The 18,792-nt window shown below is 67.6% G+C and carries 17 protein-coding genes; 6 read left to right on the top strand and 11 right to left on the bottom strand.

What is annotated here, in order from left to right; translation table 11 throughout:
* The first annotated feature begins 15 nt into the window (after positions 1–15).
* On the top strand, positions 16–2,928 hold the full coding sequence (locus K3U93_RS06635) for an FAD-binding and (Fe-S)-binding domain-containing protein (protein ID WP_083010289.1): 2,913 nt from the start codon (positions 16–18) through the stop codon (positions 2,926–2,928).
* Here the strand turns inward: K3U93_RS06635 and K3U93_RS06630 are convergent.
* The 4 genes from K3U93_RS06630 to K3U93_RS06620 all read right to left on the bottom strand — a co-directional run bounded on the left by K3U93_RS06630 (position 2,919) and on the right by K3U93_RS06620 (position 5,872).
* The gene (locus K3U93_RS06630; protein WP_083010288.1) at positions 2,919–3,575 is read right to left on the bottom strand and encodes a UdgX family uracil-DNA binding protein; all 657 of its coding nucleotides are present in this window, start codon (positions 3,573–3,575) and stop codon (positions 2,919–2,921) included. The two genes, K3U93_RS06635 and K3U93_RS06630, sit on opposite strands and share 10 nt — an antisense overlap.
* Before the next feature lie 76 nt (positions 3,576–3,651).
* Positions 3,652–4,212 (bottom strand): hemerythrin domain-containing protein, encoded by a 561-nt coding sequence (locus K3U93_RS06625; RefSeq protein ID WP_083010287.1) that lies wholly within the window; start codon positions 4,210–4,212, stop codon positions 3,652–3,654.
* Between the two features lie 60 nt (positions 4,213–4,272).
* A complete protein-coding gene (locus tag K3U93_RS25215) occupies positions 4,273–4,398 on the bottom strand; it encodes a hypothetical protein (protein WP_254893600.1) in 126 nt (41 codons plus the stop codon).
* Positions 4,399–4,639: 241 nt separating this feature from the next.
* A complete protein-coding gene (locus tag K3U93_RS06620; protein ID WP_139796888.1) occupies positions 4,640–5,872 on the bottom strand; it encodes a hypothetical protein in 1,233 nt (410 codons plus the stop codon).
* Between the two features lie 410 nt (positions 5,873–6,282).
* Here K3U93_RS06620 and K3U93_RS06615 point away from each other — a divergent pair, with 410 nt between their 5' ends.
* Both K3U93_RS06615 and K3U93_RS06610 read left to right on the top strand, forming a co-directional pair.
* Positions 6,283–7,299, top strand: coding sequence for a sensor domain-containing protein (locus K3U93_RS06615; RefSeq protein WP_083010286.1), 1,017 nt, complete (start codon positions 6,283–6,285; stop codon positions 7,297–7,299).
* Between the two features lie 28 nt (positions 7,300–7,327).
* Complete coding sequence (locus K3U93_RS06610; protein WP_083010285.1) at positions 7,328–8,299, top strand: aldo/keto reductase; 972 nt, start codon at positions 7,328–7,330, stop codon at positions 8,297–8,299.
* Positions 8,300–8,303: 4 nt separating this feature from the next.
* Here K3U93_RS06610 and K3U93_RS06605 read toward each other — a convergent pair whose 3' ends face one another.
* Together K3U93_RS06605 and glgX are read right to left on the bottom strand one after the other, a co-directional pair.
* Complete coding sequence (locus K3U93_RS06605; RefSeq protein ID WP_083010284.1) at positions 8,304–9,083, bottom strand: SDR family oxidoreductase; 780 nt, start codon at positions 9,081–9,083, stop codon at positions 8,304–8,306.
* A 101-nt stretch (positions 9,084–9,184) separates the two neighbouring features.
* Complete coding sequence (glgX, locus tag K3U93_RS06600; RefSeq protein ID WP_083010355.1) at positions 9,185–11,326, bottom strand: glycogen debranching protein GlgX; 2,142 nt, start codon at positions 11,324–11,326, stop codon at positions 9,185–9,187.
* 204 nt (positions 11,327–11,530) lie between these two features.
* On the opposite strand from glgX, the gene K3U93_RS06595 reads away from it, so the two are divergent.
* Entirely contained in the window at positions 11,531–12,424 is an 894-nt protein-coding gene (locus K3U93_RS06595) for an FAD-dependent oxidoreductase (protein ID WP_083010283.1), read from the top strand.
* Here the strand turns inward: K3U93_RS06595 and K3U93_RS06590 are convergent.
* Both K3U93_RS06590 and K3U93_RS06585 read right to left on the bottom strand, forming a co-directional pair.
* Positions 12,421–13,143 (bottom strand): GAF and ANTAR domain-containing protein, encoded by a 723-nt coding sequence (locus tag K3U93_RS06590; protein ID WP_083010282.1) that lies wholly within the window; start codon positions 13,141–13,143, stop codon positions 12,421–12,423. The genes K3U93_RS06595 and K3U93_RS06590 overlap by 4 nt on opposite strands.
* 351 nt (positions 13,144–13,494) lie before the next feature.
* On the bottom strand, positions 13,495–13,878 hold the full coding sequence (locus tag K3U93_RS06585; protein WP_083010354.1) for a MerR family transcriptional regulator: 384 nt from the start codon (positions 13,876–13,878) through the stop codon (positions 13,495–13,497).
* Between the two features lie 141 nt (positions 13,879–14,019).
* Between K3U93_RS06585 and K3U93_RS06580 the strand changes: the two genes are divergently transcribed.
* Complete coding sequence (locus K3U93_RS06580) at positions 14,020–14,469, top strand: Hsp20/alpha crystallin family protein (protein WP_083010353.1); 450 nt, start codon at positions 14,020–14,022, stop codon at positions 14,467–14,469.
* Positions 14,470–14,620: 151 nt separating this feature from the next.
* Positions 14,621–15,289: a PAS and ANTAR domain-containing protein gene (locus tag K3U93_RS06575; RefSeq protein WP_083010281.1), complete on the top strand. Its 669-nt coding sequence runs from the start codon at positions 14,621–14,623 to the stop codon at positions 15,287–15,289.
* A 1-nt stretch (position 15,290) separates the two neighbouring features.
* Here the strand turns inward: K3U93_RS06575 and K3U93_RS06570 are convergent, their stop codons facing one another.
* The 3 genes from K3U93_RS06570 to K3U93_RS06560 are packed head-to-tail and all read right to left on the bottom strand — an operon-like array spanning position 15,291 to position 18,694.
* Complete coding sequence (locus K3U93_RS06570) at positions 15,291–16,700, bottom strand: WS/DGAT/MGAT family O-acyltransferase (protein ID WP_071512545.1); 1,410 nt, start codon at positions 16,698–16,700, stop codon at positions 15,291–15,293.
* 7 nt (positions 16,701–16,707) lie between these two features.
* On the bottom strand, positions 16,708–17,607 hold the full coding sequence (locus tag K3U93_RS06565; RefSeq protein ID WP_083010280.1) for a beta-ketoacyl-[acyl-carrier-protein] synthase family protein: 900 nt from the start codon (positions 17,605–17,607) through the stop codon (positions 16,708–16,710).
* The gene (locus K3U93_RS06560) at positions 17,591–18,694 is read right to left on the bottom strand and encodes a 3-oxoacyl-ACP synthase III family protein (RefSeq protein WP_071512543.1); all 1,104 of its coding nucleotides are present in this window, start codon (positions 18,692–18,694) and stop codon (positions 17,591–17,593) included. The genes K3U93_RS06565 and K3U93_RS06560 overlap by 17 nt, the downstream gene beginning before the upstream one ends.
* Positions 18,695–18,792: the final 98 nt, after the last annotated feature.

Raw genomic sequence — 18,792 nt, 5'->3', positions numbered from 1 at the left:
GGGTGACCTAACGGCATGACCGGGGACCGAACACCCACGCTGTTCGAAGCGGTGGCCACCGACCTGCACGACCACGTCGACGGTGAGGTCCGATTCGATCCGGGTTCGCGCGCAACGTATTCCACGGACGCGTCCAACTACCGGCAGGTGCCCCTCGGCGTGGTCGTGCCGCGCACGCCGGAGGCCGCCGCCCAGGCCGTCGGAGTGTGCCGCCGCCACGACCTGCCGGTGTTGTCCCGGGGCGGTGGCACCAGCCTGGCCGGGCAGTGCTGCAACGCCGCGGTGGTGATCGACTGGAGCAAGTACTGCACCCGGGTCGAGTCCGTCAACGCCGAAACCGGTGTGGCCGTGGTGGAGCCGGGCATCAAACTCGACGTGCTCAACGACCGCCTGCGCTCGTCGGGATGGATGGTGGGTCCTAAACCGTCCACCCACGTCAGTTGCACGATCGGCGGAATGATCGGCAACAACTCCTGCGGTTCCACCGCCCAGGCGTACAGCAAGATGGTCGATTCGGTGCGCCGGCTCGAGGTGCTGACCTACGACGGGGCGCGAATGTGGGTGGGTCAGAACGACGACGACGAGTTCGCCCGGATCGTCGCCGAGGGCGGCCGGCGTGCCGAGATCTACCGCGGCCTCAAGGCCCTCGCCGACCGCTACGCCGATGACATCCGGTCGAACTACCCGCACATTCCGCGACGGGTTTCCGGCTACAACCTCGATTCGTTGTTGCCGGAGAACAACTTTCACGTGGCCAAGGCGCTGGTCGGCTCCGAGAGCACACTGGTCACGGTGCTGCGCGCGGAATTGACGCTGGTGCGTGTGCCGGCGGCCACCGCGCTGGCGGTCGTGGGCTTCGACGACATCGCCTCGGCGGCCGACGCGGTGCCCGCCATACTCGAACACCACCCCTCGGCGTTGGAGGGCCTGGATCACCGCCTGGTCGAACTCGAGCATTCGCGGCGGCTGGCCGAAAAGGCGCTGCGTCAGCTGCCCGACGGCCATGCCTGGCTGATGGTGCAACTCGACGGCGACGATCAGGACGAGGCGGACCGCAAGGCCAAGTCGATGATCGACGCCCTGCACAAGGTGCCGCACAACGGCGTGACCATGTTGGACGACCCCACCCGCAAGGAGGAGGTCTGGGCCGCGCGCGAGGCCGGGCTGGGTGCCACCGCATATCCGCCCAACGAGCCCGAGACCCATGAGGGCTGGGAGGACGCCGCGGTGCCGCCGGACCGGCTGGGAGATTATCTCCGGGATTTCCACCGGCTGCTCGACCGCTACGACTATGGAACCGCCTCGCTCTACGGGCATTTCGGTCAGGGCTGCGTGCACACCCGCATCCCGTTCGTGTTGCGGACCGCGGACGGAGTGGCCAAATATCGTTCCTTCGTTGAAGATTCGGCGCGGCTGGTGGTGCGCTACGGCGGCTCGCTGTCCGGCGAGCACGGTGACGGCCAATCCCGCGGCGAGCTGTTGCCGATCATGTTCGGCGAGCGCATGATCGGGGCGTTCGAGCAGACCAAGGCGCTGTTCGACCCCCACAACCGGATGAATCCGGGCAAGGTCGTGCACCCGTACCGGCTCGACGAGAACCTGCGCTTCGGTGTGGACTACCGGCCGGCCGAGCCGGATGTCATGTTCGCCTACCCCGACGACGACCACCGTTTTTCCCGCGCCGCCGCGCGCTGCGTCGGGATAGGCAAGTGCCGGGGCCACGAATCGGGCGTGATGTGCCCGAGCTACCGGGCCACCGGCGAGGAGGAGCATTCCACCCGGGGCCGGGCCCGGCTGCTGTTCGAGATGGTGCAGGGTGACGTCATCACCGACGGATGGCGCTCCACCGAGGTTCACGACGCGCTGGATCTTTGCCTGGCCTGCAAGGGCTGTCGCAGCGACTGCCCCGTCGACGTCGACATGGCAACCTACAAGGCGGAGTTCCTTTTTCATCACTATCGACGACGTCTCCGGCCGATGGCGCACTATTCGATGGGCTGGATCCCGCTGTGGGCCCGGCTGGCCGCGTCGGCGCCGCGCGCGCTCAACGCCGTGACGCACGCGCCCGGGCTATCGAAGCTGGTCAAAAAGGCCGGCGGCATCGACACCCAACGTGAGCTGCCGCGCTTCGCCGACGAACGATTCACCACATGGTTCGCCCACCACCCTGTCGGAGGCACCTCGCCGTCGCGCGGGCGTGTCGTGCTGTGGCCGGATACCTTCGTCAACAACTTCGAACCCGACGTCGGCAAGGCCGCCGTCACGGTGCTGGAATCGGCGGGCTTCGACGTCGAGGTCCCGCTCCGCTCCGTGTGCTGCGGGCTGACCTGGATCTCCACCGGCCAGTTGCGCACCGCCAAACGCGTTCTGCGCCGGACCCTTACGACGCTGAGCCCCGCGCTGCGAACGGGCACTCCGGTGGTGGTACTGGAACCCAGCTGCGCCGCGGTGTTTCGATCCGATCTGCCCGAACTGCTCTACGGCGACGAGGACGCGCACCGATTGGCCAAGCAAACTTACACTCTCGGCGAGCTCTTGGCGGACAAGGCCCCCGACTGGGAGCCGCCCCGGATCGACGCCGACGCCGTGGTCCAACAGCATTGCCATCAGCACGCGATCCTGGGTTACGGCGACGACCGGCAGCTGCTCGTCGAGGCCGGCGTGAACGTGGACGTGCTCGACGCCGGATGTTGCGGACTGGCAGGCAATTTCGGCTTCGAAAAGGGTCACTACGACGTGTCGGTCGCGTGCGCGGAGGACAAACTGATGCCTGCGCTGCGCAACGCCGACCCCGCCGCCCTGGTACTGGCCGACGGATTCAGTTGCCGCACCCAGATTCGTGACCTCGCCGCCGACCGCCGCCCGATGCACGTCGCGCAGGTGCTTGCCGACGCCCTGGCGGCACGTCCACGTCGAACTCACGCGTAAGCGTCGCGCGCGCTGCAAAGGTCGTCGACGAATGAGCGGTAGGCCGCGTCGTGGCCATCGCTGCGGTCGCGCAGCACCGACGACGGGTGCACGGTCGGCACGACGACCGGCTCGGGCGTTAGCCGGACGTCGACCGCCGAGGGCAGCTCGATGACCTGACCACGCTGAGCGGATACCCGAAACGCCGCTCCGAGAAGCGATTGCGCGGCGGTCGCGCCGAGGCAGACGATCACCTGCGGCCGCACCGCCTCGATCTCGGCGATGAGCCAGGGCCGGCACGCGATCACTTCGGTGCGGCTGGGTTTCTGGTGTATCCGGCGTTTGCCGCTCTTCCGGGTGAACTTGAAATGCTTGACGGCGTTGGTCTGGTAGGTCATCGTCGGGTCGATGTGGGCCTCGTCGAGCGCCCGGGCGAGCAACCGCCCTGCGGGCCCGACGAAAGGCAAGCCCGCGCGGTCCTCCTGATCCCCGGGTTGCTCACCCACCAGCATGAATGGCGCCCCCACCCGTCCGTGACCAAAGACCGTCTGGGTGGCGTCGGCATAGAGCGGGCACCCCTGGCAGCGGTCGGCCGCCCTTCTCAGCGATTCGAGCCCACGGTCTTCGGGTAGGTACCGCGCGGCGCTCGGTGTCTTCGTTGCGGTCATGGTCTGGTTGGGATCGCGAGCAGACGCAAAATCGCAGGGAATCGGTGGTTTTCGTGCGATTCCGCGTCTGCTCGCGCTAGCCCTTGCCGACGATGGCGTCGCGCGCCCGGTCCAGCATCGCGGCGAACGGGCCCGCGGCCAGGTTGGCCACCTGGGATTCGACGCCGGCGTGCGGTCGGGTGGGCGCGATCGCTTCGGCAAGCTTGGCGGCGCGGCCCATGCGGTCGAGCTCGTCGCCGCTCAATTCCTCGCCCAGCTTGGCAAATTCGTCCTTCTCCTCGTGCTCGGCGTGATCGAGGACGGCATCGCGCAGTTCCGTCAGCTGGCGGGTGAACTCCTCGCTGTCGACGCCGAGCTTCTCCAGCCTCTGCAGGACGGTCTTGGCCTCGTGCTCTTCCTTCAACCGCTTGTCGACCACCGTGGCACCGCCGGCGATCTTCCGCTTGACCCGCGGGTGGACGATTTCCTCCTCGGCGGTTTCGTGCACGGCGAGCAGTCGCCGAAGTTCGACGAAGGCTTTCTCCCGTTCTTTCCCGGACGACGACAGCGTTTCGGCGAACAAGGACTTGATCCGCTCATGCTGACTGACCAGGAAGTCGACGACGTCGGTGGGCGACTTGATGTGGGTCTGAGCCATGGTGCGATTCCCATCTGCATTGTCGATCGGCGCGCGGGCTGTTGCGCGCTGCTTAGCGGGCTACCCGACCGGCGCGGTCACCAAACGATATCCAAGCACCGATACGTGCAGTCCGACGTAGGCGGCCGCGACGGCGAGCGCAAAAGTCGCCAGCGCCATGTCCCATCGTTCGGTCGTGGCGGTCACGCCGGGCAGACCGACTAGCCGGGTGGCCGAAAAACCAATCCGCTTGTGCCACAAGGTAATTGTGGCCGATCCAGGCACCGCCGCCAACCAGCAGGCTCAAAACTCAGCTCGTTGTTTCGCTCGCATGCATGTGCCGACCAGGCATGACAACCAGCAATCGGCCCCCTCCGCCAGATAACGTGCGAAGGGGGCCGATCGCCGTTGGCGGTCGCCGGCTCGCATCGGCAACCGCCAACGGGACTCAGAGGAGCCTGAGCAGGGCGGCGATCCACGACCCGATCTGGCCCGCTACCAATCCGCCCGCGTTGCTCAACACCGACGGAAGACTCGACAGGACCGTCGGGATGTTTTGCAGCACCTGGGTCAAGGCGCCACCCAATTCGTTGGCGACAGGAGTCAGCGACGGCCACCCATTGGCCAACTGGTTGGCGAAGTTCTGCACCGCGGTCGCCAAGCTGCCGCCCGTCCCGATGTTCTGGGCGTTGGGCGTGACCATCGTCTTCGCCAAACCAACGTTGAGGTTGTTGAAAATCTGGCTAAGCCGGCCGCCCGGCCCACCGCGGTTGGTGAGATAGCTGAGCAAGCCGCCGCTGTAGCCTGATCCGATAGACTGGGGCGCTCCGTTGAGGAAGTAGTTCGCCATGAGGCCGGGGGTATTGAGCAAATTGGTCACCGCTCCCACCTGGTCCCCCGCTTGCCACGCGTTATAGGTGGCTTGCAGGCCGTTAGCGAGCCCCTCCTCGAAGAGCATGATGGGTAACTCCAGACCCGCGTATTCGCCAACAATTGTCAGACCAGTGCTAGTGAGGTAGTGGGTCGCGCTCGCCAGGTTCGTGGTCATACCCCCGAGGAGGTCTCCTGGAATGGCTTCGAGCTTAAGACCAATGTCTGCGAGGGGGTAATACCAGAGAGCCTGGAACCAGTTGGTGATCCCGGTGCTAATGTTGCCTGCCAGAATATTGCTCCACCCTTGTTGCATAAGGGGAACAAAGCTGAATGACGTGGTTCCGCCCAAGTACTTGGCGGCACCCGCCGCGGCCTCCTGATACGCCCCGATGTAGTCGCTGGCGTACTGCACCCAGTTGGCGGCGATCTGCTGCGGCACCACGAACGGAGTCTGGGCCCACTTGGTGGCGATCCCCTGGGCTTGCCACGCCGCCGTCTCGAACGTGTTAATCCAGGTTTGGACGATCAGGTTCTGGGTGGGGTCGAAGGCGGCGCTCGCGACACTCGCGGGCAAAGCGGCCGCGCTTGCTCCGTTTGCGAGTGAGGCGAGTTGGTTTTCCACGCCGGAGAACAGGTCGATCATGGGGCTGGCGGCGTCGGTAAGGTTGATGTCGGACACACTCGCCGTGGGCAGGTGTTGGGCCAGCCGAAGGTCGGGTAGGTGTTGGGTCATCGGGCCGGCGGCGAGGACGGCGGCGCTGGCCAGTGCGACACCGGCGGTGATGTGGGGGCGGGCTGCGAGGTCCACGACCATCTCCTTTGATCGGTAAGTCGAATTCGGATGGCCAGAACATAGCTGAGAGCAACCCGAGTTTCGGGCGAGTTGGGGTGAAATCGGGAGGTTTTGTCCCGTAAATACCGAAGCGCGCAAACTATTCAAGACAACGTAATAACTGCTTAAAAATATTTTTTAAAGCCTGGAGTTATCCCCCCCCCCGAATTTTAGTTCAGACCGAAACTACTCGTGGGCGGCCGCAGACAGATGTTTGCCAACTCCGTGCGGCATGTCCAGCAAACTGGCCTAACATCGGTGCCCGCCAGACGCGCACAACGATCGTCAGGACCGGCCACCAGCGGCACCGAGCCTCGCCCACGCCATCGTCAACTACAGTCTCGGCAGGATCCCAGGCATAACCAGGCATAAGGAGGGCCGCTGGCGTGACCAACCCTCAGGATCCGTACGGCTACGACCCGTTTAGTTACGATCCGCTGGGCCGCGTCCCCTACGGCGGCCCGCCGGTGGAACCGCCGGCCTTCACACCGCCTCCCCTGCCGCCCTACCGCCCGCCCGTCAACACGTTGGCGACGCTGTCGCTGGTGTTCGCGTTCGTGTTTCCGCCCGCCGGCGCGGTTCTCGGGCACCTGGGGCTCGTGCGCATCCGCCGCACGGGTGAGCTTGGCCGCGACCGCGCCCTGGCGGGGATGGCGCTGTCGTATGCGCTCATCGCGCTCACGGTCGTCGCCCTGGTCGCGTGGGCCACTTTTGCTGTTTGGGGGGCCGCCTTCACCGGCACTTCCGGCACTTCCGGCCAGACCGCGGCGCCGGCCACCAGCACGGCGCCCCCGCCGCCCACGGTCGCGCCGGACGCCGTGGCCACGGTGCTGCCCGGCCTCGACGAGCTCAAAACCATCACCGGCGACGCGAACCTCGAGCCCGGCCAAACGTGGGACCATCCCGCCAGGTCCGACAGGGAAGGAACCATCGACCGTCCGGAATGCTGGGGGAGCATCGCCCCCGGGACCCCGGACGCCTACACCGTCGAGGACATCTTCGGATACCGCGCGACGGGATTCTCCGACGCGCGCAGTTTCCTCAAGTCGATCCAGATCATCCAGGCCGTCGCCGCATTTCGCGACCCGCCCGCGGCCCAATCGCAGCTGGCGAAGCTGCTGTCCGGCTGGCGCGACTGCGGCGGCTCGACCGTAAGCGTGACGATCCCCGCCGCGGGCGCGATCCCCTTTTCGCTGGGCGTTCCCGCCGATGCCGGCAACGGCATCACCACGATGGACCTGGCGCCCAAAGGGCTGCGGGTGCGCTCCGCCCGCGCCATCGCGGCCAAGGCCAACGTCGTCATCGACGTGTACGTGTCCTACAGCGGCACGACCGACGGTGACGGCCCCCGGCAATCGGCCGTCAGCATCGCCAACTACGCGCTCAACAAGGTTCCCGGCTAGGGAACCGCCACCTCGTTAGGGTGGGCGTATGAAGTATCTCGACGTCGACGGAGTGGGACGGGTCAGCCGGATCGGGCTGGGCACCTGGCAATTCGGTTCACGCGAGTGGGGCTATGGGGCCGGCTACGCCTCCGGTGCCGCCCGCGACATCGTGCAGCGCGCCCGTGCCCTGGGCGTCACGTTGTTCGATACCGCCGAGGTGTACGGGCTGGGCAAAAGCGAGCGGATCCTCGGCGAGGCGCTCGGCGACGAGCGCGCCGAGGTCGCGGTGGCCAGCAAGGTCTTCCCGGTCGCGCCATTTCCCGCGGTGATCAAACAGCGCGAGCGGGCGAGCGCGCGACGGCTGCAGCTGGACCGCATCCCGCTCTACCAGATCCACCAGCCCAACCCGGTGGTTCCCGATTCGGTGATCATGCCGGGAATGCGCGACCTGCTCGACAGCGGCGATATCGGTGCGGCCGGCGTCTCGAACTACTCGCTCGCACGCTGGCAAAAGGCCGATGCGGCGCTCGGGCGGCCGGTGATCAGCAACCAGGTGCATTTCTCGCTCGCGCACTCCGGGCCGCTCGAGGACTTGGTCCCGTTCGCCGAGCGGGAAAATCGCATCGTGATCGCCTACAGCCCGCTGGCGCAGGGGCTGTTGGGCGGCAAATACGGCCTCGACAACCGTCCGGGCGGCGTGCGCGCGGTGAACCCGCTGTTCGGCACCGAAAACCTGCGCCGCATCGAGCCGCTGTTGCAGACGTTGCGCGACGTTGCGGCTCACGTCAACGCGAAGCCGGCTCAGGTGGCGCTGGCCTGGCTGGTCAGCTTGCCCGGCGTGGTCGCCATTCCCGGCGCCTCGAGTGTCGAGCAGCTCGAGTTCAACGTCGCCGCCGCCGACATCGAGCTGCCCGCGGATTCGCGCGACGCGCTCACCGACGCGGCCCGCGCGTTTCGGCCGGCATCGAGCAGGCGCTTCCTCGCCGACATGGTTCGCGAAAGGCTTGCACGGCGCTGATGGTTTACGACTGATTGGTGTCGGCAAACGCCACGGGGCTGGCGGGCGCGCCCCTGGCAACGACGACCGGCATCGACGTCGACGCGTTGGTGCGCAGGATCGTGTGCACCACCTCGATGAGGTCCTCGATGGGCATCAACTTGCCGGGCATGCAGCCGCGCGACGACCACAGCGGGACGGCCTTCATGGCCAGGTCCATATCCCAGCCGACGTTCATTCCCGTTTGGCCGTCGCCCTCGCCGCCCGCGCACTCCCCGACGATGAGGCAGGTGAAGCCGATGTCCGGGTGTTCGGCCCGCCACGCCTCCACGAGCCTCTCGAGCGCCGCCTTGCTGACGCCGTACGCTCCCAGCCCCGGCCAGGGCGGCCCGAACGTGCCCGCGTCGGACGACAGGTAGACGGCCTTGCCGGCGGAGGCCGTCAGGTGTGGCACCGCCGCGGCCGTCACCAGCGCCGCGCCGATGACGTTGGTGTCGAAGATGCGCCGCCACGTGTCGGCGTCGGTGTCCACCATGCGGACGAGCGGCCCGACGGCGGGTGTGTAGACGAGGTTGTCGATGCCGCCCAGCGCGTCGGCGGCGTCGTCGATCGCCTTTCGGCACGAGGCCTCGTCGGTGACGTCGCATTCGATGGCGATCGCGCCCGGGCCGGCGTCCGTGGCCGCGGCCTCGATGCGCTGACGGCGCCGGGCGAGCAGCGCCACCCGATCGCCGCGCCGGGCCAGGCCGACACCTATGCAGCGCCCGAGCCCACTGGAGGCGCCCACCACGACCGTCCTTGACATATTCGCCCTTCCCTGTAACGAGCCCGCTGCACGCTCAGCGTATCGGCCGAGGCCCGGCGGCGTGACGTTCGGGCGGATTTATGTCAACCCCCGGGACTGTTCTAGGCGGCCTGCAGCACGACGGCGGTGTGGGCATCCACGGTGAGCTTGGCCGCCCCGGCCAGTTCCTCGGGCGGTGCCGCCTGCGCGGACCCGGTGTGCACCACAATGCGCCAGGTAGCGCCGAATTCCTTTGGCGCAAGGGTGAATTCGATTGGCTCGTGGTGGGCGTTGAAGCACAACAGGAACGAGTCGTCGAGCACCCGCTGGCCCCGCGCGTCGCGGTCGGGGATGCCGTGGCCGTTGAGGAACACCGCGACGGACTTCGCGAAGCTCGCGCCCCAGTCCTCGTCGGTCATCTCCGCGCCCTCGGGGGTGAACCAGGCGATGTCGGGCAGCCCGTCCCGGCCCCGGCGGCCCACCGGCTTGCCGTTGAAGAAGCGGCGCCTGCGGAACACCGGGTGGTTCGCCCGCAGCGCCGACACCGCGCGGGTGAACTCCAGCAGGCCGGCGTCGGCATCGGCCCAGTCGATCCAGGTGAGCTCGTTGTCCTGGCAGTAGCCGTTGTTGTTGCCGTTCTGGGTGCGGCCGAGCTCGTCGCCGTGGCAGATCATCGGCACGCCCTGCGACAGCAGCAGCGTGGTGAGGAAGTTGCGCTGCTGGCGGGCGCGCAGCTCGTTGATGCCGGGGTCGTCGGTGGGCCCCTCCGCCCCGCAGTTCCAGGACCGGTTGTGGCTCTCGCCGTCGTTGTTGTCCTCGCCGTTGGCCTCGTTGTGCTTCTCGTTGTAGGACACCAGGTCGCGCAGCGTGAATCCGTCGTGGGCGGTGACGAAGTTGATCGAGGCGACCGGCCGGCGCGCGGTGTGCTCGTAGAGGTCGGCCGATCCGGAGAGCCGGTAGGCGAACTCGTCGAGGGTGGCGGGCTCGCCGCGCCAGAAGTCCCGGACGGTGTCGCGGTACTTGCCGTTCCACTCGGTCCATTGCGGCGGGAAGTTGCCGACCTGGTAGCCGCCGGGCCCGACGTCCCACGGTTCGGCGATGAGCTTGACCTGGCTGACCGTCGGATCCTGTTGCACGAGTTCGAAAAACGTGGCCAGCCGGTCGACGTCGTAGAACTCGCGGGCCAGCGTGGCGGCCAGGTCGAACCGGAAGCCGTCGACGTGCATCTCGGTCACCCAGTAGCGCAGCGAGTCCATGATCAGCTGCAGCGCGTGCGGATGCCCGACGTTGAGGCTGTTGCCGGTGCCGGTGTAGTCCATGTAGTAGCGCTTGTCGTCGTCGACCAGCCGGTAGTAGGCGGCGTTGTCGATGCCGCGCATCGACAACGTAGGGCCCAGGTGGTTGCCCTCGGCGGTGTGGTTGTAGACCACGTCGAGGATGACCTCGATGCCGGCCTCGTGCAGGGCGCGCACCATCGCCTTGAACTCCTGCACCTGGCCCCCCGCCGAGGCGGCGCTGGAGTACTTCGGGTCGGGCGCGAAAAACGAAATCGTGTTGTAGCCCCAGTAATTCGACAGCCCCTTGTCGATCAGGGTGGAGTCGTTGGCGAAGTGGTGCACCGGCATCAGCTCGACCGCCGTGACGCCGATGCCCTTGAGGTGCTCGATCATCACCGGGTGCGCCACCGCGGCGTAGGTGCCGCGGATCTGCTCGGGGATGTCCGGATGCGTCCGCGTCAGGCCCTTGACGTGGGCCTCATAGACCACCGTGTCGGCGTAGTGATGGTCCGGCGGGCGGTCGTTGCCCCAGTCGAAGTACGGGTTGATCACCACCGACTTGGGCATGCTGGCCGCCGAGTCGTCGTCGTTGCGGCTGTCGGGGTCGTCGAAGTCGTAGCCGAACAGCGACTGATTCCACTCGAAGGTGCCGTCGATGGCCTTCGAATACGGGTCCAGCAGCAGCTTGTTCGGGTTGCACCGCAGCCCGGCCCCGGGCTCGTACGGACCGTGCACGCGGTAGCCGTAGCGCTGGCCCGGTTCGATGTTCGGCACGTAGGTGTGCCAGACGAACCCGTCCACCTCGGGCAGGGTGATGCGGCTCTGGGCCCCGTCGGCGTCGAACAGGCACAGCTCGACGCGCTCGGCCACCTCGCTGAACACCGCGAAGTTGGTGCCCGCACCGTCGTACGTCGCGCCCAGCGGATAGGCCTTACCCGGCCACACTTCACCGCCGGGCGTGGGGGCGGCGGCTTCTGCGCTGGTCATGGCGCACTTCATACCCGACCGGCGCGCCGGTCAAACCATTCCGTGAAATACCCTGGCGGACAACGCTTTTCTGGACCCGCGCCGGTGACCGTTTCAGGGGTTTAGCGTGACCTTGACGGCTCCGTCCCGCTTTTTCTAGAAGATCTGGTAGACGTGCGGGGGGCGTGACGGTTGAGGCCGCGACGCCGGGGGTATGGAACCGTCATGGCCAAGCCCGGGGTGATCATCGTGGGCAGCGGGCCGGCCGGAGTCGCCGCGCCCGCTCCCCCACCGTTCCCCGGTGGGCAACGCACGCTGCTGTTGCGCTCCCTGGCCGACGCCGCCGCACTGCGCGACGCCGCCGGCACGGCCGCCTCCGCCGTGGTGATCGGCTCGGGCTTCATCGGCTGCGAGGCCGCCGCGTCCTTGGCAGTGCGCGGCCTGCCGGTGACTCTGGTTGCTCCCCAACCGCTTCCGCAAACAAAGCGGCTGGGCAGCGAGGCCGCCGCCCGCCTGCGCGATCTGGTGACCGAGGCGGGCGCCCGCCACGTCGGCGGGGTCGCCGTCGAGGAAATCACCGACGCCGGCGTGCGGCTGGACAACGGCGTCACCATCGACTGCGATCTCGTGCTCGCCGCGACCGGTGTCGCGCCGCAGAGTCGCATCGCCGCCGGGGCCGGTCTGCAGATTCGTGGCTCCCGCATCGTCGTCGGCTCCGACATGGCCACCTCGGTGCCCGGTGTGTACGCCGCGGGTGACGTCGCGCTGGCGCGGCACGAGGTCGCCGGACGCCACCTGGCCGTCGAACACTGGCAGGACGCGACCGATCAGGGCGCGATCGCCGGGGCATCCGCGGCGGGTCAAACAGCGAAATGGGATGGTGTGCCTGGGTTTTGGACCACCATCGGTGACGCGACGCTGAAGTACCACGCCTGGGGGGACGGGTATGAGCGCAGCCGGATGATCGACCATCCCGACGGCTTCACCGTCTGGTACGGCTCGGGGGACGTGGTCGTCGGCGTCCTGACCTACAACGCGGACGACGACTACGAACTCGGCGGGCGGCTGATCGCCGGCCGCCGGCCCGCCCCCGTACCGATGCCCGCGGCTAAGCGCTAAGTGCCGCACTCGGTGTGGTTGCGGCGCTTGAGCGGGTGTTCGCCGTCGATCAGCGCCTTGGCGATGTCGATCAGTTTGGTGTTGGATTGCTGCGATAGCCGGGTGAGAAGCTCGAACGCTTCGACGGCGTCGAGGTCGAAGCGTTCCATGACGACCCCTTTGGCCTGGCCGATGATGTCCCGTGACGCCAAGGCGCTGCGGAATTGGTCCTGACGGCGCATCATCGACCAGGCCAAAGCGATGTGAGTGGCGAAAACGCCGCCAATCTCCAGTGATTCGTCGGTGAACGCGTGCGGATGGTCGGCATAGAAGTTGAGCGCGGCCAGGCTGCCGCCGTCCACGAACAGCTCGTAGGACAGGATCGAGCGGATGGGGGTCTGCTCGAGCGCGTGCCGCTGATATCGCGGCCAGCGCTGGTCGACGTTGAGATCCTCGACATGCATCATGTGGTGCTGCCAGACGGCCGCCAGGCACGGTCCCTCCCCGCACCGGTTCTGGATGGCGTCGAGCACCTTTGGGTACCGGTGCGTGGCGACCACATTGGTGACCGCCTTGCTCTGCCCGGCCAGGGTAATCCCCGCATACTGGCAGCCGGCCACGTGCCGAGCGCCGCTGTCGACGAGTTCGCGCAGCCCGACACTCGTGTCCGTTCCGTGGCGGTCAAGGCTGGCGACCAGCCCCGCCAGCCCAGCGAGGACCGTGTTATTGCTGTCGGGCATGGCGTCACCCCCTCGAGGGCCTTCTGGCTTACCTGGGCGGCGGCGCGGCAAGGAACGCGGCGGGCAGCCGGGCGATGCCGCACCCCGGCGGCGTTCCGGCCCGCATAGCCCGTCTCGCGTCTGTCATGTTGCCGGCGACAAAATCGGCGCGTCTAACCACAAAACGAAGTCTATGACCAGACAAACGAAGTGCAACAGCGTCAGGAACCGGCGGCGACCGCGCGGCGCGGACTCGGCCGCGCAATACGGAACGATCTCATGCCCGCAATCGGCAAGCGAGAACCAAACCGGTTGGTGGCCAATCGCTTTCACGATAGTTGCGCGGGGCTCGGCGCGTCCCCCGGATGAGGGTCAGCTCGCGCCCTTATCCCCCCGTTTGCCGGCCTGCTTGGACCTTGCGGTCTTCGCCGCGTTCCGCAACGTGCGGTTGGTGGACCGCAGGTCGGTGTTGGCCGCCGACAGCGCGGCGTTGTCATCTTCCAGGCTCAGGATGCGGGCGATGCCGGCCAGGTTGATGCCCGCGTCGACTAGCGCGCCGATGCGCTGCAGCCGGGCCAAGTCGTCGGCGCTGTAACGCCGGGTCCCGCCGTCGCTTCGGGCCGGCGCCAGCAGTCCGTACTTTTCGTAAAGGCGCAGCGACTGCACCGCGACGCCGGAAAGTTCGGCGGCCACCGAGATTCCGTACACCCCTTGATGGGACGCCGGCCCACCGGTGACGCCAGAGTCGTCGGCCATCGGCATCTCCTAAGCTAACTCGGTAGAAAACGTATCTATCACACTTGCGCTGACCTATCGACAGTGATATATGAAATCTATGTCATTAGTCATAGAGAATAGCCGCTTCACTGCGACAGATTGGAGTGAGAGGTGACCGCCATGCTGATGCGTACCGACCCGTTTCGTGAGCTGGACCGCTTCGCCCAGCAAGTGCTGGGTACGGCCGCTCGACCTGCAGTGATGCCGATGGATGCCTGGCGCGAGGGAGAACAATTCGTCGTCGAGTTCGACCTGCCGGGCATCAACGCCGACTCGCTGGACATCGACATCGAGCGCAATGTGGTGACCGTCCGCGCCGAGCGGCCGGCCCTCGACCCCAACCGCGAGATGCTGGCCACCGAGCGGCCGCGGGGTGTGTTCAGCCGCCAGCTGGTGCTCGGCGAAAACCTCGACACCGACAAAATCGAGGCGTCCTACCGCGAAGGCGTGCTGCGTTTGCGCATCCCGGTGGCCGAAAAGGCTAAGCCGCGTAAGATTTCTGTCGACCGCGGCGGCGGCCACAAGGCAATCAACGACACCACCTCGAACCGGGAGGTGATAGACGCCTGACCAACCCAACGGGCGGGGCGGCGCCCGGGCGCCCCGAGCAAACGGTCGCCGAATCGGGCCAGCGCGGTCGCCGCCCCCCGCCCCCATCGGGCGCCGACCGAAAGTCCCGCGCGCGAACTGGGCCCACGAAACCCAACGAAACAAGGTCAAAGTGAACTGGAATCTCGGCGACCAATCGGCCAACGTCGAACAGGCCCTGGCCGGCGGTACTCCGCAACGGGTGGGCTGGTTTCGGTTCCACTTCGCCGACCGGCGGTGGGAATGGTCCGAGCAGGTGCAGCGGATGCACGGGTATGAGCCCGGCAACGTCACCCCGACCACCGATCTGGTGCTGGCACACAAACATCCCGACGACCGCGGACAGGTCGCCGCGACCATCGATCAGATTCTGAACACCCACGAGGCGTTCAGCACCCGCCACCGGATCATCGACACCGGCGGCAACGTGCACCACATCATCGTCGTCGGTGACCGGCTCGTCGACGACCGCGGCGAAGTGGTTGGAACGCACGGGTTTTACATCGACGTCTCCCCGCTTCCCGAACAGGTGCGCGAGGACCTCGTTAGCGCGAAGCTGGCCGAGATCAGCGAAAATCGGGCCGGGATCGAGCAAACCAAGGGCATGCTGATGCTGATCTATGGCATCAACGACGACGCCGCGTTCAACCTGCTCAGGTGGTTGTCCCAGGAGACCAACGTCAAGCTGCGGCTGCTGGCCGAACAGATCTCCGAAGACTTCCGCGGCGGCGGTTCGGCCCTTAACTCCCAATCCGAGTTCGACCACCTACTGCTGACCGCGCATCAGCGCATCCGGCGGTGATTCACCGGCTCACTGGCTTATGCGGCGCCCGCGCTCGCTTGCGCCTCCGGGCGCGGCCGGCCTTGACCAACTGCGCGACGCCGTTCTCGATTCCCGCGGTGAGCGCCTCGACGTCGGGCGCGGTCTCGTAGTCGGCGGTGATCCCGAAGACGAACTTGTCGGCGTAGCTGAGCATCGCGATGCCGGTGCGCAGCTGAAGGGCGATCGGGGGGATCGGCAAGATCTCCAGCACCCGCCGGCCCAGCAGTGTCTGCTGGCCTCGCGGGCCGGGAACGTTGGTCGCCAAGGCGACCACCGCCCGCTGGGGCAACCGCGTCAGCAAGCGAACCCCCCACGCCGACAACGCAAACGGAACGTTTTTGGCCGCCGAGACCAGCGCGCTGCCGCCCTCGCGTTGGCCGCTGGCTTTGGCCGCGGCCAGTCGGCCGTGCACCAGCTGCAGTCGCCGCACCGGGTCCGCCTCGTCGACCGGCAACAGCGGCAGCATCGCCGAGACTTGGTTGTCGGCCACGCTGAAATGGTTGGTCGGGCGAACCGAAACCGGAACGAGCGTGCGCAGCGAGTCGCGGCCGGGCCGTTCGCCGCGGTTGAGCAAGACGCTGCGGTAGCTGTCGGTGATGGCCGCCAGTGCCACGTCGTTGAGGGTCACGCCGAACGCTTGAGAGACCTCCTGCAGGTCGGCCAGCCGGACCCGGGCCGCGCTGAACCGTCGCATCGTCGTGACCGGTCCGTTCAGCGACGAGTCCGGCCCCGGGCTGAACAGGCTCGCCGTCAGTTCGGCCGCCCCCACCGCCACATGTTCGGCCGTCGCCGCCGCGGTGAACACGCTGCGGGCGAGCCCAGTTACCCAGCTCAACGGGTTCAAGCTCACCTTGGGCAGGCTCACGCCGGGCCGCCCCGGCTCCTTGGCGGCGCGAATGTCGGTGGCGAAGGTGTTGCCGCCGCCGTCGTCGCTGAACCTCCCCAACATCTGGGCCGTCGCAATGCCATCGGCGATGCAGTGGTGAGTCTTGGTCAACACGGCCCACCGGTTGTCGCTCAGCCCCTCGATGATGTAGCACTCCCACAGCGGGCGCTCGCGGTCGAGCCGCCGTTCCATCACGGTCGCGATCAGCTGGAACAGTTCGGCGTCGCCGCCGGGGTGTGGCAGCGCGAGGCGGTGCAGGTGCCGCGCGATGTCGAAGTGCGGGTCGTCCACCCATTCGGGTGGGCCAAGATCGAACGGATGGGTCCGCAAGACCTGCCTGCACCGCGGAATCGCCGGCGCCCGTTCGGTAAAGGCGGAGACGAACTCGTCGTAGCTCGGCGCCGGTCCTTCCATGATCGACACCCCGCCGACGGCCAGGCTCACATGCGGATCGGAGTCCTCGACTTCGAGGAAAGCGGCATCCAGCGCGGTCAAATGCTCCATGTGGTCACTATCCTTTCAACCCGGGCGGCGGGGGCCTGTACAAGGCGGCACCGGCGGTGACGCCCGCGCCGGCGGCGACGAACAGGACCCGCGCGCCTGCCGGGAGCCTCGCGGCGCCCGGCTCGAACGCCGCCGCCAGCGCGGCGGTGTGCATGCGCTGATCGGCTGCGACGCGGACCTTTTCGGCCGGCACCCCGAGCAGGTCGCTCAGCGCGGCCCGGTACCCGGGCCGGGCCGGGGCGGCGACAATCAGGTCGATGTCGGCGAGCCGCGCCGACTGCGCGGCCAGGCACGCGCGCGCCGCGCCGGCCGCCGCCGCGGCGAACCGCTGATCCATCGCTCCCGACTGGCTGAATCGCAGCACATTGCGCGCATCGGCGAATCCCACTGTCGCGGTGAATGTTTCGGTATCGCTTGCCGCATCGTCGGCATTCACCCAGGACACGCGGCCCAGGCCGTAGTCGTCATCGGTCCAGCGGCACAGTAACGCGGCCCCGGCGGCGGAGAACGGGAAGCGCTCGCTCATCCCGCGACCCGGATCGGCGTCGCTGGCCACGACAAGCGCACGGCCGACGGTGTGTGTCCGCAGGAACCCGTCGACGATCTGCAGCGCCGTCAACACTCCGCAGGCGCCGTTGGCGACGTCGAAGGAGAACGTGCCGTGGGCGCCGGCGTGGGGATCCTCGGGGTTGGCCCCGATGTCGTTCTGGATCAGCGCCGCCAGGGCCGGCTCCCCCAGGTTGCGGTCGCGGTAAATCCCCGCGTTCACCACGAGATCCAGCTCGCCCGGGTCGCATCCGGCCCGCCGCAGGCAGTCCTTCGCGGCGGTGACGGCGAGGTGCAGCGCGCTGTGCCGGGCGCGCCATCGCGGGCGGGCGACGCCGACTCGATCAATGACCGTGCCCATAGCGGCTCACCAAGTCCTCGTCCAGGGTCAGTAAGACCACCCCGATCTCCAGTCCCGACGCCAACGCGAGCAGCGCGACCCTTTCCCCGGGCTCGATGTGTCCGGCCTCGAGTTCCTCGACCAGGGCCACCGTGTGCGTCGTCGACGCAGTGTTGCCGTACCGGTCGACGGTGATCACGGCATCGTGGCGGGGGCCCTCCCCGAACGACTCCGACATGCGGGCCATTCCCTTGCGGATAGCACGTGCCGACGTCTGGTGGGTGATCACGTGGTCGATGTCGTGCACGGAAATGCCAACGGCCTCAAGCACTTCGCTCAACAGCAGGGGGGTGTCGGCGATGGCCGCCTTCTGGATCGCGCGGGAATTGGTGAACATCCGCGCGCCGGGATCGTGGCCGCGTGGATACGCCAGGCAAAGGCGGCTGTAGTCGGCGACCGCGGTGAACCCGGCGAGGGCGATCCCCGCGGAGCCCGCGGGAGCCCGCTCGAGCAGGAGCGCGGCGCCGGCGTCGCCGAGGGTCAGGCAGGCGAGCTCTTTGCTCATGATGTTGCGGATGTGGCGGGCCGCGTTGAGGCCCAGCTGCGAGATGTACTCACCGCTGACGACCAGTCCGCGCTCGACGATGCCCTGCCGGATCCAGTTGTTCAAAATCGTGACACCGGTGAGCATCCCGGCGCAGGCGTTGGACACGTCGAAGGTCATCGCCCGCGGCGCCCCGATCCCGCGGGCCACCGCACGGCTCATCGTCGGCTCGAGCCATTGGGTGAGGCCGCCGCGGAATTTCGTGATGCTGCAACTGATTACCACGTCAAGGGACGCCGGGTCCCGTTGCGCGGTGGCGAGACAGTTCAGCGCCGCCGTGGTGGCAAGGCTGTAGGAATCCTCGTCGCCGACCGAGACGCGGCGCTCGCGGATCCCGGTAAGCCGTTCCAGGTCGATGTGGGTGCGGTGGCGGGTGGAGGCCATCAATTCGTCTGTGGTCAGGCGGGTTTCCGGCAGATGCCGACCGGCGCCGGCCAACCGCGCCACGAACGGCGCCGGGACGCCTTCTCCGGCGGTCTCCATCACCAGCCAGTGCCGAGTCATCGGCGATAGCTCCTTTCCAGACGCCGCGCGGTGGGTTCGACGCGGTGGCCTCGACATTAGGAACGCCACGTCACTGTCGCCAGAGTCGTTGGTCCCCA

It is taken from the genome of Mycobacterium malmoense, assembly GCF_019645855.1.
Taxonomy (GTDB): domain Bacteria; phylum Actinomycetota; class Actinomycetes; order Mycobacteriales; family Mycobacteriaceae; genus Mycobacterium; species Mycobacterium malmoense.
This window is presented reverse-complemented; position numbering and strand designations above follow the sequence as displayed.

Bases quoted from the DNA above. Each gene is read 5' to 3' on its own strand.
- K3U93_RS06635 (WP_083010289.1), top strand. From the start codon at position 16: ATGACCGGGGACCGAACACCCACGCTGTTCGAAGCGGTGGCCACCGAC.
- K3U93_RS06630 (WP_083010288.1), bottom strand. From the start codon at position 3,575: ATGACCGCAACGAAGACACCGAGCGCCGCGCGGTACCTACCCGAAGAC.
- K3U93_RS06625 (WP_083010287.1), bottom strand. From the start codon at position 4,212: ATGGCTCAGACCCACATCAAGTCGCCCACCGACGTCGTCGACTTCCTG.
- K3U93_RS06610 (WP_083010285.1), top strand. From the start codon at position 7,328: ATGAAGTATCTCGACGTCGACGGAGTGGGACGGGTCAGCCGGATCGGG.
- K3U93_RS06605 (WP_083010284.1), bottom strand. From the start codon at position 9,083: ATGTCAAGGACGGTCGTGGTGGGCGCCTCCAGTGGGCTCGGGCGCTGC.
- glgX (WP_083010355.1), bottom strand. From the start codon at position 11,326: ATGACCAGCGCAGAAGCCGCCGCCCCCACGCCCGGCGGTGAAGTGTGG.
- K3U93_RS06595 (WP_083010283.1), top strand. From the start codon at position 11,531: ATGGCCAAGCCCGGGGTGATCATCGTGGGCAGCGGGCCGGCCGGAGTC.
- K3U93_RS06590 (WP_083010282.1), bottom strand. From the start codon at position 13,143: ATGCCCGACAGCAATAACACGGTCCTCGCTGGGCTGGCGGGGCTGGTC.
- K3U93_RS06585 (WP_083010354.1), bottom strand. From the start codon at position 13,878: ATGGCCGACGACTCTGGCGTCACCGGTGGGCCGGCGTCCCATCAAGGG.
- K3U93_RS06580 (WP_083010353.1), top strand. From the start codon at position 14,020: ATGCTGATGCGTACCGACCCGTTTCGTGAGCTGGACCGCTTCGCCCAG.
- K3U93_RS06570 (WP_071512545.1), bottom strand. From the start codon at position 16,700: ATGGAGCATTTGACCGCGCTGGATGCCGCTTTCCTCGAAGTCGAGGAC.
- K3U93_RS06565 (WP_083010280.1), bottom strand. From the start codon at position 17,607: ATGGGCACGGTCATTGATCGAGTCGGCGTCGCCCGCCCGCGATGGCGC.
- K3U93_RS06560 (WP_071512543.1), bottom strand. From the start codon at position 18,694: ATGACTCGGCACTGGCTGGTGATGGAGACCGCCGGAGAAGGCGTCCCG.